General features: G+C 35.0%; 29 protein-coding genes. All 29 read right to left on the bottom strand.

The genetic code is table 11. The features are described from left to right. Positions 1-53: 53 nt before the first annotated feature. Positions 54-542, bottom strand: coding sequence for a 50S ribosomal protein L17 (gene rplQ, locus NJT12_RS03995; protein WP_271334613.1), 489 nt, complete (start codon positions 540-542; stop codon positions 54-56). Positions 543-578: 36 nt separating this feature from the next. Continuing rightward, positions 579-1,571 (bottom strand): DNA-directed RNA polymerase subunit alpha, encoded by a 993-nt coding sequence (locus NJT12_RS03990; RefSeq protein ID WP_026109818.1) that lies wholly within the window; start codon positions 1,569-1,571, stop codon positions 579-581. 21 nt (positions 1,572-1,592) lie between these two features. After that, positions 1,593-2,198, bottom strand: coding sequence for a 30S ribosomal protein S4 (gene rpsD, locus NJT12_RS03985; protein WP_026982953.1), 606 nt, complete (start codon positions 2,196-2,198; stop codon positions 1,593-1,595). 94 nt (positions 2,199-2,292) lie between these two features. Then, positions 2,293-2,676 carry a 30S ribosomal protein S11 gene (gene rpsK / locus NJT12_RS03980; RefSeq protein WP_007803677.1) on the bottom strand — a complete coding sequence of 128 codons (384 nt, stop codon included), beginning with the start codon at positions 2,674-2,676 and terminating at the stop codon, positions 2,293-2,295. 8 nt (positions 2,677-2,684) lie between these two features. Next, on the bottom strand, positions 2,685-3,059 hold the full coding sequence (rpsM, locus tag NJT12_RS03975) for a 30S ribosomal protein S13 (protein ID WP_056245953.1): 375 nt from the start codon (positions 3,057-3,059) through the stop codon (positions 2,685-2,687). Positions 3,060-3,061: 2 nt separating this feature from the next. Further along, positions 3,062-3,178, bottom strand: a complete 117-nt coding sequence (ykgO, locus tag NJT12_RS03970; RefSeq protein WP_072945378.1) for a type B 50S ribosomal protein L36 — start codon at positions 3,176-3,178, stop codon at positions 3,062-3,064. A 12-nt stretch (positions 3,179-3,190) separates the two neighbouring features. Beyond that, the gene (gene infA, locus NJT12_RS03965) at positions 3,191-3,406 is read right to left on the bottom strand and encodes a translation initiation factor IF-1 (RefSeq protein ID WP_007136545.1); all 216 of its coding nucleotides are present in this window, start codon (positions 3,404-3,406) and stop codon (positions 3,191-3,193) included. Positions 3,407-3,413: 7 nt separating this feature from the next. Continuing rightward, a complete protein-coding gene (secY, locus tag NJT12_RS03960) occupies positions 3,414-4,760 on the bottom strand; it encodes a preprotein translocase subunit SecY (RefSeq protein ID WP_072960632.1) in 1,347 nt (448 codons plus the stop codon). 13 nt (positions 4,761-4,773) lie between these two features. Continuing rightward, entirely contained in the window at positions 4,774-5,226 is a 453-nt protein-coding gene (gene rplO, locus NJT12_RS03955; protein WP_007803667.1) for a 50S ribosomal protein L15, read from the bottom strand. Between the two features lie 11 nt (positions 5,227-5,237). Then, positions 5,238-5,420 (bottom strand): 50S ribosomal protein L30, encoded by a 183-nt coding sequence (rpmD, locus tag NJT12_RS03950; RefSeq protein ID WP_017495010.1) that lies wholly within the window; start codon positions 5,418-5,420, stop codon positions 5,238-5,240. Between the two features lie 12 nt (positions 5,421-5,432). Beyond that, positions 5,433-5,957 (bottom strand): 30S ribosomal protein S5, encoded by a 525-nt coding sequence (gene rpsE / locus NJT12_RS03945; RefSeq protein WP_140507259.1) that lies wholly within the window; start codon positions 5,955-5,957, stop codon positions 5,433-5,435. A 3-nt stretch (positions 5,958-5,960) separates the two neighbouring features. Continuing rightward, the gene (gene rplR / locus NJT12_RS03940) at positions 5,961-6,311 is read right to left on the bottom strand and encodes a 50S ribosomal protein L18 (protein WP_271334612.1); all 351 of its coding nucleotides are present in this window, start codon (positions 6,309-6,311) and stop codon (positions 5,961-5,963) included. An 11-nt stretch (positions 6,312-6,322) separates the two neighbouring features. Beyond that, complete coding sequence (gene rplF / locus NJT12_RS03935; RefSeq protein WP_213300745.1) at positions 6,323-6,865, bottom strand: 50S ribosomal protein L6; 543 nt, start codon at positions 6,863-6,865, stop codon at positions 6,323-6,325. Positions 6,866-6,883: 18 nt separating this feature from the next. Continuing rightward, positions 6,884-7,282 carry a 30S ribosomal protein S8 gene (gene rpsH, locus NJT12_RS03930; protein ID WP_017495014.1) on the bottom strand — a complete coding sequence of 133 codons (399 nt, stop codon included), beginning with the start codon at positions 7,280-7,282 and terminating at the stop codon, positions 6,884-6,886. 104 nt (positions 7,283-7,386) lie between these two features. After that, positions 7,387-7,656 (bottom strand): 30S ribosomal protein S14, encoded by a 270-nt coding sequence (gene rpsN / locus NJT12_RS03925; protein WP_007803655.1) that lies wholly within the window; start codon positions 7,654-7,656, stop codon positions 7,387-7,389. A gap of 3 nt (positions 7,657-7,659) precedes the next feature. Further along, positions 7,660-8,211, bottom strand: coding sequence for a 50S ribosomal protein L5 (gene rplE / locus NJT12_RS03920; protein WP_035619635.1), 552 nt, complete (start codon positions 8,209-8,211; stop codon positions 7,660-7,662). Between the two features lie 2 nt (positions 8,212-8,213). After that, positions 8,214-8,528, bottom strand: a complete 315-nt coding sequence (gene rplX / locus NJT12_RS03915) for a 50S ribosomal protein L24 (protein ID WP_007803650.1) — start codon at positions 8,526-8,528, stop codon at positions 8,214-8,216. A gap of 12 nt (positions 8,529-8,540) precedes the next feature. Further along, positions 8,541-8,909, bottom strand: coding sequence for a 50S ribosomal protein L14 (gene rplN / locus NJT12_RS03910; protein WP_007803649.1), 369 nt, complete (start codon positions 8,907-8,909; stop codon positions 8,541-8,543). A 2-nt stretch (positions 8,910-8,911) separates the two neighbouring features. After that, complete coding sequence (gene rpsQ, locus NJT12_RS03905; protein WP_007803646.1) at positions 8,912-9,172, bottom strand: 30S ribosomal protein S17; 261 nt, start codon at positions 9,170-9,172, stop codon at positions 8,912-8,914. 17 nt (positions 9,173-9,189) lie between these two features. After that, entirely contained in the window at positions 9,190-9,381 is a 192-nt protein-coding gene (rpmC, locus tag NJT12_RS03900; protein WP_007803639.1) for a 50S ribosomal protein L29, read from the bottom strand. Between the two features lie 13 nt (positions 9,382-9,394). Then, positions 9,395-9,820 carry a 50S ribosomal protein L16 gene (gene rplP, locus NJT12_RS03895; RefSeq protein ID WP_007803637.1) on the bottom strand — a complete coding sequence of 142 codons (426 nt, stop codon included), beginning with the start codon at positions 9,818-9,820 and terminating at the stop codon, positions 9,395-9,397. Between the two features lie 19 nt (positions 9,821-9,839). After that, positions 9,840-10,601 (bottom strand): 30S ribosomal protein S3, encoded by a 762-nt coding sequence (rpsC, locus tag NJT12_RS03890; protein ID WP_007803635.1) that lies wholly within the window; start codon positions 10,599-10,601, stop codon positions 9,840-9,842. 5 nt (positions 10,602-10,606) lie between these two features. Continuing rightward, positions 10,607-11,020 carry a 50S ribosomal protein L22 gene (gene rplV, locus NJT12_RS03885; protein WP_007803631.1) on the bottom strand — a complete coding sequence of 138 codons (414 nt, stop codon included), beginning with the start codon at positions 11,018-11,020 and terminating at the stop codon, positions 10,607-10,609. A gap of 6 nt (positions 11,021-11,026) precedes the next feature. Further along, complete coding sequence (gene rpsS / locus NJT12_RS03880; protein WP_007803626.1) at positions 11,027-11,305, bottom strand: 30S ribosomal protein S19; 279 nt, start codon at positions 11,303-11,305, stop codon at positions 11,027-11,029. Between the two features lie 6 nt (positions 11,306-11,311). After that, positions 11,312-12,136 carry a 50S ribosomal protein L2 gene (gene rplB, locus NJT12_RS03875; RefSeq protein WP_007803623.1) on the bottom strand — a complete coding sequence of 275 codons (825 nt, stop codon included), beginning with the start codon at positions 12,134-12,136 and terminating at the stop codon, positions 11,312-11,314. A gap of 9 nt (positions 12,137-12,145) precedes the next feature. After that, positions 12,146-12,436 (bottom strand): 50S ribosomal protein L23, encoded by a 291-nt coding sequence (gene rplW / locus NJT12_RS03870; protein WP_007803621.1) that lies wholly within the window; start codon positions 12,434-12,436, stop codon positions 12,146-12,148. Between the two features lie 7 nt (positions 12,437-12,443). Next, on the bottom strand, positions 12,444-13,073 hold the full coding sequence (gene rplD / locus NJT12_RS03865) for a 50S ribosomal protein L4 (RefSeq protein WP_271334611.1): 630 nt from the start codon (positions 13,071-13,073) through the stop codon (positions 12,444-12,446). Then, positions 13,073-13,690, bottom strand: a complete 618-nt coding sequence (rplC, locus tag NJT12_RS03860; protein WP_007803612.1) for a 50S ribosomal protein L3 — start codon at positions 13,688-13,690, stop codon at positions 13,073-13,075. Before rplC ends, rplD begins: the two co-directional genes overlap by 1 nt. A 405-nt stretch (positions 13,691-14,095) precedes the next feature. After that, positions 14,096-14,401 carry a 30S ribosomal protein S10 gene (rpsJ, locus tag NJT12_RS03855; protein WP_007803605.1) on the bottom strand — a complete coding sequence of 102 codons (306 nt, stop codon included), beginning with the start codon at positions 14,399-14,401 and terminating at the stop codon, positions 14,096-14,098. Between the last annotated feature and the right edge of the window lie 8 nt (positions 14,402-14,409).

Raw genomic sequence — 14,409 nt, 5'->3', positions numbered from 1 at the left:
ATAAACTAAAAATTAGCTTATCCTTGATTTCTATAGAATCATTACTTTCATAATTATTCAGAAGCTTCAGTAGTCGTTTCTGACTCAGCAGCTGGAGCCTCAGAAGTCTCATCAGCTTTTTTTGCTTTACCACCACGACGGCTTTTTGCTTTTTTAACTTCTTTTTTACCTCCATTGTAAAGTTCATTGAAATCTACAAGTTCGATCATTGCCATATCAGCATTATCTCCCAAACGATTTCCAACTTTAATGATACGAGTGTATCCACCTGGACGGTCTCCAACTTTAGCAGCTACGTCTCTGAACAAGTCAGTTACCGCATATTTACTACGTAAGTAAGCAAAAACAATACGACGATTGTGAGTCGTATCTTCTTTTGATTTTGTGATTAAAGGCTCAACGAATTGTTTAAGCGCTTTAGCCTTAGCAACAGTAGTGTTAATACGTTTGTGCTCAATAAGAGAACAAGCCATATTAGCTAACATAGCTTTTCTATGTCCAGTCTGTCTGCTTAAGTGATTGAATTTTTTTCCGTGTCTCATTGCTATTTTAAATTTAATCCGCCGTGGCGGATTGAATTATTCTTTATCTAATTTGTATTTAGCTAAGTCCATTCCGAAAGTTAAATTCTTAACCGCTACAAGTTCATCTAGCTCAGTTAAAGATTTTTTACCAAAATTACGGAATTTCATTAGGTCATTTTTATTGAACGATACTAAATCACCAAGTGTATCAACTTCAGCCGCTTTCAAGCAATTTAATGCTCTCACAGATAAATCCATATCAACAAGCTTAGTTTTAAGCAATTGTCTCATATGCAATGACTCTTCATCATACGATTCTGTTTGTGCAATTTCGTCAGCCTCGAGTGTAATTCTTTCGTCAGAAAATAACATGAAGTGGTGAATTAAAACTTTAGCAGCTTCAGTAAGAGCATCTTTTGGATTAATAGATCCATCAGTTTTGATTTCAAAAACTAATTTCTCATAATCTGTCTTTTGCTCAACACGGAAGTTTTCAATTGCATATTTTACATTTTTTACCGGAGTAAAAATAGAGTCTGTAAAAATGGTACCAATTGCAGCGTTCTGTTTTTTGTTCTCCTCAGCAGGAACATATCCTCTACCTTTTTCGATTGTTAAATCGAAGTTCAATTTGATTTTAGAATCTAAATTACAGATAACTAAGTCTGGATTCAGAACTTGGAAACCTGAAATAAATTTCTGAAAATCACCTGCTGTTAATTGATCTTTACCAGAAACAGAAATTGTAACTGCTTCATTATCGATATCTTCAATTTGACGTTTGAAACGTACTTGTTTTAGATTAAGGATAATTTCGGTAACATCTTCAACAACACCTGAAATAGTAGAAAACTCATGATCTACACCTTCGATACGAACAGATGTAATTGCATAACCTTCTAATGCTGAAAGCAAAACTCTTCTAAGTGCATTACCAACTGTCAATCCATAACCAGGTTCTAAAGGTCTAAATTCGAATTTACCTTCAAAATCGGTTGAATCGATCATGATAACTTTATCGGGCTTTTGAAAATTAAATATTGCCATAAATTTCGACTAAGTCAATTATTATTTGTTGTACAACTCTACGATTAATTGTTCTTTAATGTTTTCTGGAATTTGAAGTCTTGCAGGTACAGAAACGAAAGTTCCTTCTTTAAGATCATTGTTCCATGTAATCCATTCATAAACATGACTTGAATTTGATAAAGAACGTTCGATAGCTTCTAAAGATTTAGATTTTTCACGAACTGCAACTTTATCACCAGGCTTAAGGTGGTAAGAAGCGATATTTACAACTTCACCATTAACAGTAACGTGTCTGTGAGAAACTAATTGTCTAGCACCTCTTCTAGAAGGAGCGATACCCATTCTAAAAACAACGTTATCTAATCTTGCTTCACATAATTGTAAAAGAACTTCACCAGTAACACCTTTAGTAGCTGATGCTTTTTTGAATAAATTTCTGAATTGTTTTTCTAAAATTCCGTAAGAATATTTAGCTTTTTGCTTTTCCATTAACTGAACAGCGTACTCAGATTTTTTACCTCTTTTTTTAGCCATCCCGTGTTGTCCAGGTGGGTAATTTCTTTTTTCGAAAGATTTATCATCTCCGAAGATTGCTTCGCCAAATTTACGAGCAATTCTAGTTTTTGGACCAGTATATCTTGCCATTTCTAAAAAAATTTAAATTTAAGGTAGAGATTATGAATTCAGGTCAAATCCTTCGATAATCTATATTCTACCTTGTTATACTATAATAAATAAATTAAACTCTACGTCTTTTTGGAGGACGACATCCGTTGTGAGGCATTGGAGTAACATCGATAATCTCTGTAACTTCAATTCCACCGTTATGAATAGAACGGATAGCAGACTCACGTCCGTTTCCTGGTCCTTTTACATAAACTTTCACTTTTTTAAGTCCAGCTTCAAGAGCTACTTTACTACAATCTTCTGCTGCCATTTGGGCTGCGTATGGAGTATTCTTTTTAGAACCTCTAAAACCCATTTTACCAGCTGAAGACCAAGAAATAACTTCACCTTTTTTGTTAGTCAAAGAAATGATGATGTTATTGAAGGTAGCAGAAATATGAGCTTCTCCCGTTGATTCAACGATAACTTTACGTTTTTTTGCAGTTGCTTTAGCCATATTACTTATTATTTAGTTGCTTTTTTCTTGTTAGCAACAGTTTTTCTTTTACCTTTTCTTGTTCTAGAGTTGTTTTTAGTTCTTTGCCCTCTTAACGGAAGACCAGATCTATGACGGATACCTCTGTAACAACCAATATCCATTAAACGTTTGATGTTTAAAGAAACTTCAGAACGTAATTCTCCTTCAATTTTGAATGCTCCAACAGCTTCACGAATTGCTCCGATCTCGTCATCATTCCAATCTTGAACTTTTTTGTCTTGGCTAACTTGAGCTTTTTCTAAAATCTCAATAGCTCTACTTCTTCCTAATCCAAAGATATAGGTAAGTGCTATAACACCTCTTTTATTTTTTGGGATATCTACCCCTGCTATTCTTGCCATAATTATCCTTGTCTTTGTTTAAATCTAGGATTCTTTTTGTTTATTACGTACAATCTCCCTTTTCTACGCACAATGATGCACTCGGGACTTCTCTTTTTTACTGATGCTCTAACTTTCATAGTGAATATCCTTTAATATCGATAAGTAATTCTTGCTTTTGACAAATCATAAGGACTCATTTCTAGTTTCACTTTATCACCAGGTAATAACTTGATGTAATGCATACGCATTTTTCCAGAAATATGAGCAATTACGATATGTCCATTTTCTAACTCCACACGGAACATCGCATTTGATAATGCTTCGATGATTGATCCGTCTTGTTCTATTGCTGATTGTTTTGCCATATAAAAATTAAGCTACTGCTTTTCTATTTTTACCAGTCTTCATTAAACCATCATAATGTTTGTTTAACAAGTATGAATTGATTTGTTGAATAGTATCTATTGCAACTCCAACCATAATTATTAACGAGGTACCTCCAAAAAACATTGCCCAAGATTGTTGTACATCCATAATACTTACAACAATAGCTGGGAACACAGCAATCAAAGCAAGGAATAAAGATCCTGGGAAAGTTATTAAAGACATCACTTTATCAAGAAATTCAGAAGTTTCAGCTCCCGGACGAACGCCAGGAATAAAACCACCACTTCTTTTCAAATCATCGGCCATTTTGTTAGTAGGTACAGTGATCGCAGTATAGAAAAATGTAAATACAATAATTAAAGTTGCAAATACAAAGTTATACCAAAATCCGAACATATTACTAAACGCGCCAACAATAGATTGTGATGTGTCTGATTTAGACAATCCAGCTACAGCTGCAGGTATAAACATAATTGCCTGAGCAAAAATGATTGGCATAACCCCAGAAGCATTAAGCTTAAGAGGAATCCACTGTCTATTACCACCTGCTAAATCTTGTTCATAATCCCCACTTGTTGTACGACGAGCGTATTGAACAGGAATTCTACGTACTGCCATTGTAAGCAATACACAAGAAATGATTACTAATAACCAAACAATAATTTCAATAACTAACAACATTGGACCACCATTGTTATTGGTAACTCTGGTTGTAAACTCTTGAATAAAAGCTTGCGGTAAACGCGCCAAAATACCAACCATAATCAATAATGAAATTCCATTTCCAATACCTTTATCTGTAATTTTTTCCCCAAGCCACATAGCAAAAATAGTACCAGTAACCAAGATGATAACAGACGAAAACAAAAATTCAGGTGAATTAAAGCCTAGTAAGAATGCACTTCCAGGTAACGTTCTGTATAAATTATAAATATAAGTTGGACCTTGAACCAGTGTAATAGCTATAGTCAACCAACGAGTGATTTGATTAATCTTTTTTCTACCACTCTCTCCATCGTTTTGAAGTTTTTGCAAATAAGGAATAGCAATTCCCATTAACTGAACAACAATAGATGCAGAAATATAAGGCATAATACCTAAAGCAAAAACTGAAGCTTTAGAGAAAGCACCTCCTGTAAACATGTCCAGGATTGATCCTAAACCTTGTTTAGTTTGTCCCGCTAAACCTGTTAATTGAGTTGCGTCAATTCCAGGTAGCGTTACGTGTGCACCAAAACGATATACTAAAAGCAATCCTAATGTAATTAAGATTCTGTTTTTCAGTTCTTCGATTTTCCAAACATTACTTATTGATTCAATAAATTTCTTCATCTTAGTAGATAAGTTATATAGTTACAGCTTCTCCACCAGCAGCTTCAATAGCAGCTTTTGCAGTAGCGGTAAATTTGTGGGCAGTTACTTTTAATTTTGCTTTCAATTCTCCTCTACCTAAAATCTTAACGATTTCATTTTTGGTAGCTAGACGATTTGCTACGTAATCTGTCATAGAAACAGAATCAGTAATCACACCATTGTCTACTAGTAATTGAAGCGTATCTAAATTAACACCTTCGTATTCTTTACGATTGATGTTTGTGAAACCAAACTTAGGCACACGTCTTTGAAGTGGCATTTGCCCTCCCTCAAAACCAATCTTTTTAGAATAACCAGAACGAGATTTTGCTCCTTTGTGACCTCTTGCAGAAGTACCACCTTTTCCAGAACCTTCTCCTCTACCTAATCTTTTATTTTGATTGTGTGTTGACCCTTCAGCTGGTTGTAAGTTACTTAAATTCATAACAGTATTTGTTATTTAGCTTCTTCGACAGAAACTAAGTGTTTAACTTTGTTTATCATCCCAAGGATAGCAGGATTTGAATCATGCTCTACAACTTGTCCCATTTTACGTAGACCTAAAGCTTCCAAACCTCTCTTTTGAGAAAGAGGACAGTTGATTTTGCTTCTTACTTGTTTTACTAATAATTTAGCCATAATTTCCTTGAATTAACCTTTAAAAACTTTTTCTAAAGAAACACCTCTTTGTTTTGCAACAGTGTAAGCGCTTCTCATTTGTAATAAAGCATCAAAAGTTGCTTTTACCACGTTATGAGGATTTGATGATCCTTGAGATTTAGATAATACATCATGAATACCTACTGACTCAAGAACTGAACGAACAGCTCCACCAGCAATAACTCCTGTACCATGAGAGGCAGGAATTAAGTATACACGTGCACCACCAAATTTACCTTTTTGTTCGTGAGGAACAGATTGTCCGTTCAAAGGAATTTTTACTAAATTTTTCTTAGCATCTTCTACTGCTTTCGCAATTGCTTCAGAAACGTCTTTAGATTTTCCTAATCCATGACCAACTACTCCATTTTCATCACCTACAACTACAATAGCAGAAAAACCGAAAGCTCTACCACCTTTTGTAACCTTAGTAACACGATTAACACTTACCAGACGATCTTTAAGTTCAAGACCACTTGGTTTTACCAATTCTACATTTTTGTATTTAGACATAATATATTAGAATTTAAGTCCAGCCGCTCTTGCGCCTTCTGCTAATGATTTAATACGACCGTGATACAAATATCCACCTCTATCAAAAGTGATGGTATCAATCCCGGCTTTTAACGCTTTCTCTGCAACTAATTTTCCAACAGCAGCAGCTACTTCAACGTTAGTACCTTTTCCTATTTCTTTTTCTCTTGAAGATGCAGCTAATAAAGTAACTCCATTCACGTCATCAATAATTTGAGCGTAAATTTCTTTGTTACTTCTAAATACAGATAGTCTTGGGTTAGTAGCAGTACCACTAATCGATTTTCTAATTCTGAATCTAATTCTCTGTCTTCTATCAGATTTTGTTAATGACATAATCTTATTTTTTAAGCTGATTTACCTGCTTTTCTTCTTAATACTTCACCCACAAATTTAACACCTTTTCCTTTGTATGGCTCAGGCTTACGGAAACCTCTGATTTTCGCAGCAACCTGTCCTAAAAGTTGTTTGTCAAATGATGTTAATTTTACGATAGGGTTTTTACCTTTTTCAGATATTGTTTCTAAAGCTACTTCCGGAGCAATTTCCAAAACAATATTGTGAGAATATCCAAGAGCTAAATCTAGCTTTTGACCTTGGTTTGAAGCTCTATAACCAACTCCAACTAATTCAAGTTCTTTAGTAAAACCTTCAGATACACCAATAATCATGTTATTGATTAATGATCTGTATAATCCGTGTTTTGCTCTTTGGTCTTTATGATCAGACGATCTCTCTAATAAAACCTGATCGCCTTCAACTTTTACAGTAATGTCCGAAAACTCCTGAGTTAGTTGACCTTTTTTTCCTTTTACTGTAACGATACCGTCCTTAACTTCAACAGTTACTCCCGCAACGATTACAACTGGGCTTTTACCTATTCTTGACATCTTATTTAGTCTTTAAAATTAGTATACGTAACAAATTACTTCACCACCTACATTTAATTGTTTCGCTTGCTTTCCAGTCATAAGACCTTTTGAAGTTGAAACAATAGCAATTCCTAATCCGTTAAGGATTCTTGGTAATTTGGCAGCACCTGCATATTTACGTAAACCAGGTTTACTAATTCTTTGGATATCTTTAATTACAGGCTCTTTAGTATCTTTATCATACTTCAAAGCAATTTTGATCGAACCCTGTACAGAGTTGTCTTCAAATTTGTAACTCAAGATATAACCTTGATCAAATAAGATCTTAGTTATTTCTTTTTTTAGATTAGAAGCTGGAATTTCAACAACTTTGTGGTTTGCAGCCACAGCGTTACGAACTCTAGTCAAATAATCTGCAATAGGATCTGTATACATATGTATTTGATTGCGACTATGGTTTTCGGGAGGCACTCGCCTCCCGAACCTTTAATCAATTAAAATTATTTTTTGGTTTGCAAAAGTAGTAACTTATTGCGAGATTACCAAGACGCCTTTTTAACTCCAGGAATTAATCCATTATTAGCCATCTCACGGAAAGTTACACGTGAAATACCAAACTGACGAATATAACCTCTTGGTCTACCTGTTAATTTACAACGATTGTGCAAACGAACTGGTGAAGCATTTTTAGGTAATTTTTGTAAACCTTCAAAATCTCCAGCTTCTTTCAAAGCTTTTCTTTTCTCAGCATACTTAGCTACCGTTTTCTCTCTTTTCACCTCACGGGCTTTCATTGATTCTTTAGCCATGTCTTAATTCTTTTTAAAAGGTAATCCTAATTCAGCCAATAATGACTTTGCTTCCTTGTCTGTTTGAGCAGTAGTAACAAATGTAATATCCATTCCTGAAATTTTGTTTACTTTGTCAATATCAATTTCTGGGAAAATGATTTGCTCTAAAACTCCAAGGTTGTAATTACCTCTTCCGTCGAAACCAGTAGCTTTGATACCACTAAAATCTCTAACGCGTGGTAAAGCAGAAGTAATAAGTCTATCTAAAAACTCATACATTCTTTCACCACGTAAAGTAACTTTTGCTCCAATAGGCATCCCTTTTCTCAATTTGAATGACGCAACGTCTTTCTTTGAAATTGTAGATACTGCTTTTTGTCCAGTGATCTTTGTCAACTCATCAACTGCATAGTCAATAAGTTTTTTATCAGATACAGCTGCACCAACTCCACGGCTCAAAACGATTTTTTCAAGTTTTGGAACTTGCATTACGTTTGTATATCCGAATTCCTCTTTAAGAGCAGAGATTACCCTACTCTTATATTCTTCTTTTAGTCTAGGTGTATATGCCATTACTATAGTACTTGATTAGATTTTTTTGAAAATCTTACTTTCTTATCTCCTTCTACTCTAATACCAACTCTAGTTGTTTCCTTAGTTTTAGGATCAATTAGTGAAATGTTAGATATTTGTATAGAAGCTTCTTTCTTAACGATACCACCTTGAGGGTTTTTAGCACTTGGTTTTGTATGTTTCGAAACCATGTTTACACCTTCAACTATCGCTTTATTTTTCTCACGGTAAACACGTAGAACTTTACCTTCAGCACCTTTATGGTCTCCAGCAATAACTCTTACGATATCTCCTGATTTTATTTTTAGCTTTATCATCTTAAAAACGAATTAAAGCACTTCTGGTGCTAATGATACAATTTTCATGAATTGTTTTTCACGAAGTTCTCTTGCTACCGGACCAAAAACACGAGTTCCTCTCATTTCCCCTGCAGCGTTCAAAAGAACACATGCATTATCATCGAAACGGATATAAGAACCATCAGCTCTTCTCACTTCTTTTTTGGTACGTACAACAACTGCAGTTGAAACAGCTCCTTTTTTAACGTTACCGTTAGGAGTTGCATCTTTAATAGATACTACAATCTTGTCACCAACAGAGGCATACCTTCTTTTGGTACCTCCTAAAACACGGATAGTTAAAACTTCTTTTGCTCCCGTGTTATCTGCTACTTTTAGTCTTGATTCCTGTTGTACCATAATTATTTAGCTCTTTCTAAGATTTCAACTAATCTCCAACATTTTGTTTTACTTAAAGGACGCGTTTCGCTAATTCTTACAGTATCTCCAATGTTACAGTCGTTTGTTTCGTCGTGTGCAACGTATTTCTTTGTTTTCAACACGAACTTACCGTATAACGGGTGTTTTACTTTTCTTACTTCAGCAATAACAATAGACTTATCCATTTTATTTGAAGTAACAACACCTATTCTTTCTTTTCTTAAATTTCTTTTTTCTTCCATCTTTCAGCAGAATACAATTATTGTAACTCTCTTTTAGTTAACTCTGTAGCCAATCTTGCAACTGTTCTTCTTACACTTCTAATTTGAAGTGGGTTCTCAATTGGAGAAATAGCGTGAGCCATTTTTAGGTCAGCATATATTTTCTTAGTTTGACTAAGTTTTTCTTGCAACTCCGCTGCAGAAAGATCTTTTATTTCTGATTGTTTCATAATATAAATTTAATTATGCTTCGAAATCTCTAGCAACGACGAATTTAGTTTTTACTGGAAGCTTTTGAGCTGCAAGACGTAAAGCCTCTTTTGCAACTGATAAAGGAACTCCTCCAACTTCAAACATAATTCTTCCGGGTTTAACAACGGCAGCCCAATATTCAACGGCACCTTTACCTTTACCCATACGTACCTCAAGAGGCTTCTTAGTAATTGGTTTGTCTGGAAATATTTTGATCCATAATTGTCCCTCTCTCTTCATAAAACGAGTTGCAGCAATACGCGCAGCTTCGATTTGACGAGAAGTTAAGAACATTCCATCTTCATGTACAGATTTAATACCAAACATTCCATTAGAAAGTTCATGCCCTCTTTGAGAGTTACCTTTCATTTTACCTTTTTGTACCTTACGGTATTTTGTTCTTTTAGGCTGTAACATTTTTCTTTAGTTTAAAAATTTACTTTCGTTTACGAGCGTCTGGTTTTCCACCTTTATTAAAAGGCTTTCTATCTCCTCTAGGAGAATCGCCACCTTTACCACCACCAGTTCCAGATTGTTTTTTATCCATTCCTGCAAGCGGAGAAAGATCTCTCTTTCCATAAACTTCACCTTTCATGATCCATACTTTGATACCCATTCTACCGTAAGTAGTGTGAGCTTCAGCCAAAGCATAATCAATATCAGCTCTGAAAGTTGATAGAGGAATTCTACCTTCTTTGAAACCTTCTGAACGCGCCATCTCAGCACCATTCAAACGACCAGAAATCAAAACTTTGATACCCTCAGCGTTCATACGCATAGAAGCAGCAATAGCCATTTTGATTGCACGTCTGTAAGAAATACGGCTTTCGATTTGACGAGCGATGCTTGTCGCCACAAGATAAGCATCTAATTCAGGTCTTTTGATTTCAAAGATGTTGATTTGAACCTCTTTGTCAGTAACTTTCTTAAGTTCTTCTTTCAACTTGTCTACCTCTTGTCCACCTTTTCCGATAATGATACCAGGTCTAGCAGTAGTGATAGTAACGGTTACAAGTTTCAAAGTTCTCTCGATGATTACTTTAGATACACTAGCTTTTGATAAACGAGCGTGGATATACTTTCTGATTTTGTGATCTTCGGCAAGTTTATCACCGTAATCATTTCCACCATACCAGTTTGAGTCCCACCCTCTGATGATACCAAGTCTATTTCCAATTGGATTTGTCTTTTGTCCCATGCTGCTTAAGAATTGCTTTGTGTGTTATTGATAGCTCCAAGCACGATTGTAACGTGATTAGAACGTTTTCTTATTCTGTGTGCACGACCTTGTGGAGCTGGACGAAGTCTTTTCAACATCATTCCACCATCTACTCTGATCTCCTTAACAAATAATCCAGCTTCTTCTAAATTACCTTCACTATTTTTTTGCTCCCAGTTGTTGATTGCAGATAATAATAGTTTCTCTAATTTTCTTGAAGCTTCTTTAGAACTAAATCTTAAGATGTTAAGTGCTCTTTCTACCTTCTGACCTCTTACCAAGTCCGCTACTAAGCGCATTTTTCTAGGTGAAGTAGGGCAGTTATTCAATTTTGCGAAAGCAATAGACTTATTAGCCTCTTTTCTCGCATCTGCTGTTTCTCTTTTACGAACTCCCATTGCTTCTTATTTTTTACCTTTATTTTTTGCTCCAGCATGACCTCTAAAAGATCTAGTTGGTGAAAACTCTCCTAATTTGTGACCTACCATGTTTTCTGTTACGTAAACTGGTACAAATTGACGACCGTTATGAACTGCGATAGTTTGTCCAACAAAGTCTGGAGTAATCATAGAAGCTCTAGACCAAGTCTTTACTACTCCTTTATTACCATTTTCAATGTTTTCCTGAACTTTCTTGTCTAACTTATAATGAACGAAAGGTCCTTTTTTTAATGAACGTGCCATATCTTATTATTTCTTTCTACGTTCTACGATATACTTGTTACTCGGGTTTTTCTTAGAACGAGTTCTATAACCTTTTGCTGGTATTCCATTTCTTGAACGTGGATGTCCACCAGAAGAACGTCCTTCTCCACCACCCATTGGGTGATCAACAGGGTTCATTGCAACAGGTCTTGTTCTAGGTCTTCTTCCTAACCATCTTGTTCTACCTGCTTTACCAGATACAACTAATTGGTGGTCTGAATTAGAAACAGCTCCAATTGTAGCCGAACAAGTTAACAAGATCAATCTTGTTTCACCAGATGGCATTTTAATTGTAGCATATTTTCCATCTCTTGCCATTAACTGAGCAAATGTACCAGCTGAACGAGCGATTACCGCTCCTTGACCTGGACGTAACTCAATACAAGAGATTACAGTTCCTAAAGGAATTCTGCTTAAAGGCAATGTATTACCAATTTCAGGTTGAGATTCTGGACCAGAAACTAATTTCTGACCAACTTTCAATCCGTTTTGAGCAATAACGTATGTTTTCTCTCCATCAGCATAAGCTAATAAAGCGATAAATGCAGTACGATTTGGATCATATTCAATTGATTTCACAGTAGCCGGAATTCCGTCTTTAGTTCTTTTGAAATCAATGATACGATATCTCTGCTTGTGACCACCACCCGTATAACGCATGGTCATCTTTCCTTGACTATTTCTACCTCCAGAGTTTTTTATCGGCGCTATCAAAGAGCGTTCCGGCTTATCAGTTGTAATGGCGTCATAACCATTCACAACTCTAAATCGCTGACCTGGGGTAATAGGTTTTAATTTTCTTACTGACATTTTTCTATCTTAGATATTGTTGTAAAAATCAATTGTTTCTCCTTCTTGTACTTGAACAATCGCTTTCTTAATTGCATTTGTCTTTCCACTGATCAAACCACTTTTAGTGTATTTTGTAGTTCTATCCGGTCTTACGTTCATCGTGTTAACTGAAACGATAGTTACTCCATAAGCAGCTTCAATAGCTTTCTTAATTTGAACTTTGTTTGCTTTTTTGTCAACAACGAATCCGAAGCGGTTTAAAACTTCACTTTCTTTGGTTACTTTTTCTGTTACTATAGGTCTAATTATGATACTCATATTCCTATTATTTGCTTAAATTTTCTTCGATTAACTCCAAAGAACCTTCTAAAAGCACTAAATTATTAGTGTTTAAAATAGCGTAAGTGCTTAATTCTGAGCTAGTTACGACATTAGAAGCCTTTAAATTGCGTGAGGACAAATATACATTTTTATTCGACTCTCCCAACACAAATAGAGATTTTTTATTTTCTAACCCTAAAGCTTTCAAAACGTTAATGAAATTTTTAGTGTTTGGCGCTTCAAAACCAAAGTCTTCAAGAACGATGATATTCGCCTCTTTTGCTTTGATAGAGAAAGCTGATTTTCTTGCCAATCTCTTTACAGCTTTATTCAATTTAAATGAATAGCTTCTTGGTCTTGGTCCGAAAATTGTTCCACCACCTTTAAACAATGGATTTTTGATACTTCCCGCACGAGCCGTACCAGTTCCTTTTTGTTTTTTAATCTTACGTGTACTTCCTGTCACTTCAGCTCTTTCTTTAGCCTTATGAGTTCCTTGTCTTTGATTAGCAAGATATTGCTTTACATCAAGGTATACAGCGTGATTGTTTGGTTCAATTGCGAATACTGAATCAGAAAGTTGAACTTTTCTTCCAGTATCTTTTCCGTTGAAATCTAATACTTTTACTTCCATTACTTCTGAATGATTACATAAGAGTTTTTATGTCCAGGAACACATCCTTTAATAACAAGTAGGTTCTTTTCAGCAACCACTTTTAAAACTCTAAGGTTTTGAACTTTTACATTGTCTCCTCCCATTCTTCCAGCCATACGCATTCCTTTGAATACTCTAGATGGATAAGAAGAAGCTCCCACAGAACCTGGCGCTCTTAAACGGTTGTGTTGACCGTGAGTTGCCTGTCCAACACCACCAAATCCGTGACGTTTAACAACTCCTTGAAAACCTTTACCTTTAGACACACCTTGCACATCTACAAATTCTCCTTCAGCAAAAATAGAAACATCAATAAGATCCCCTAATTTTTGTTCAGTTGCAAAATCTTGAAATTCAACGACTTTTTTCTTAGCTACAGTTCCAGCTTTCTTAAAGTGACCTAAAGCCGCTTTAGTGGAATGTTTCTCGTTTTTGTCATCGAAACCAAGTTGCAACGCTTCGTACCCGTCAACACCTTTGGTTCTGACTTGGGTAACAACACATGGCCCAGCCTCGATTACTGTACAAGGAATGTTTTTCCCGTTTTCGTCGAAAATACTAGTCATGCCGATTTTTTTACCAATTAACCCAGACATAAATATTAATTATTAATTACTAAAATTCCCTTCAATTTGAAAATAACAAAAATTTCCAAACAGGGAGTGCAAAAGTATACATTAAAATTGAATATACCAAACAGTTAGAAAAATTAAATAGCTCATTATCAAAATCAAAGCATTAATATCACCACCACCAACAACACATTTCTTCAAAAAAACCAATTGCATCATTTTAACCCGCAACAACAAACACCTTAACATTTACTTAATTCAATTAAAGAAAAATTTACATAACAACCTAAACAAGAGACCATTTACTCAAATCAAAAAACAATCATAACATTAAACATCTTCAAAAAAAATTAAAAACCAAAAACTTTTAACCACAAAAAAAGCGAGACAAAAATGCCTCGCTTTATATATATAAATATAATAAAAAAATTATACTTTTATTTCTACTTCAACCCCACTTGGCAATTCAAGTTTCATTAAAGCGTCAATAGTTTTAGATGAAGATGAATAAATATCAATCAATCTCTTGTATGACATTACTTCAAATTGCTCTCTCGCTTTTTTATTAACGTGCGGAGAACGCAACACAGTGAAAAGTTTTTTGTGAGTTGGTAACGGAATTGGACCTGTTACAACTGCTCCAGTAGTTTTTACTGTTTTTACGATCTTTTCAGCAGACTTATCTACCAACATGTGATCGTAAGATTTTAGTTTTATTCTGATTTTTTGACTCATTTTCTTAA

This window comes from Flavobacterium azizsancarii, from assembly GCF_027980145.1.
GTDB lineage: Bacteria > Bacteroidota > Bacteroidia > Flavobacteriales > Flavobacteriaceae > Flavobacterium > Flavobacterium azizsancarii.
Note: the sequence above shows the minus strand (reverse complement) of the source record. Positions and strands in the feature narration are given on the sequence as shown.